This is a genomic window from Frankia sp. CcWB3, assembly GCF_977927595.1.
On sequence record NZ_CDWRCK010000329.1, the window covers coordinates 4381 to 5081 of the forward strand.

At 69.6% G+C, this 701-nt stretch carries 1 protein-coding gene; it reads left to right on the forward strand.

Annotation, left to right across the window (positions count from 1 at the left end; genetic code table 11):
• On the forward strand, positions 1-641 hold a 641-nt coding region (locus ACY5KJ_RS18515), incomplete at its 5' end, for a lytic murein transglycosylase (protein ID WP_462203957.1).
• Positions 642-701 lie beyond the last annotated feature (60 nt).

The following is a 701-nucleotide window of genomic DNA, read 5'->3' on the forward strand; positions in this document are numbered from 1 at the left end:
CAGTACAACGAACGGCAGTACAACGAACGGCAGTACAACGAACGGCGGCGCAACGAACGGCGGCGGCGCGGCGCATCCTGATCGCGGTGGGCCTGCTGGCCGTCCTGATGCTCGCCGCGGGGTCGGTCCCCCAGCCGTTCTCGTTCCAGCCGGGTGGCGAGCTGCGGCCCGGCGCGCCGATACCCGCCGCCTACCGTCCGCTTCTCACCCGGGCCGCGCACGCCTGCTCGGACGAGGTGGTCACGCCCGCACTGATCGCGGCGATCCTCGCGACGCAGAGCGGCTTCCACCCCCGTGCCTCCCACCCGGCAGCCGCGGGGGGCCAGGGCGAGTACGGCATCGCCGGATGGACACCACGGGTGTTCACGGGGTTCGCGGTCGACGCGGACAACAACGGCCGGGCGTCCTACTGGGACCCCGCCGACGCCATCTTCGCCGTCGCCAATCAGCTCGAATACGCCAACCAGCGCCTCGGTGACATTTCCGGCGACCGGGCGCTGCTGCTCGCCGCCGCGTATCACACCAGTGTCAAGTATGTTCGCGCCAACGGGGCCCGGGGACCGCAGGTGCGAGGTTACGTCGAGCGGGTGCAGCATTATCTCTCGCTTTTTACCGACCGCAGACCGGCTGCGTCGAGTTAGATCGTACGACACGCTTCACCGGCGGTGACCCTGTCACCCGACAGGGTCACAGGCCTCCGG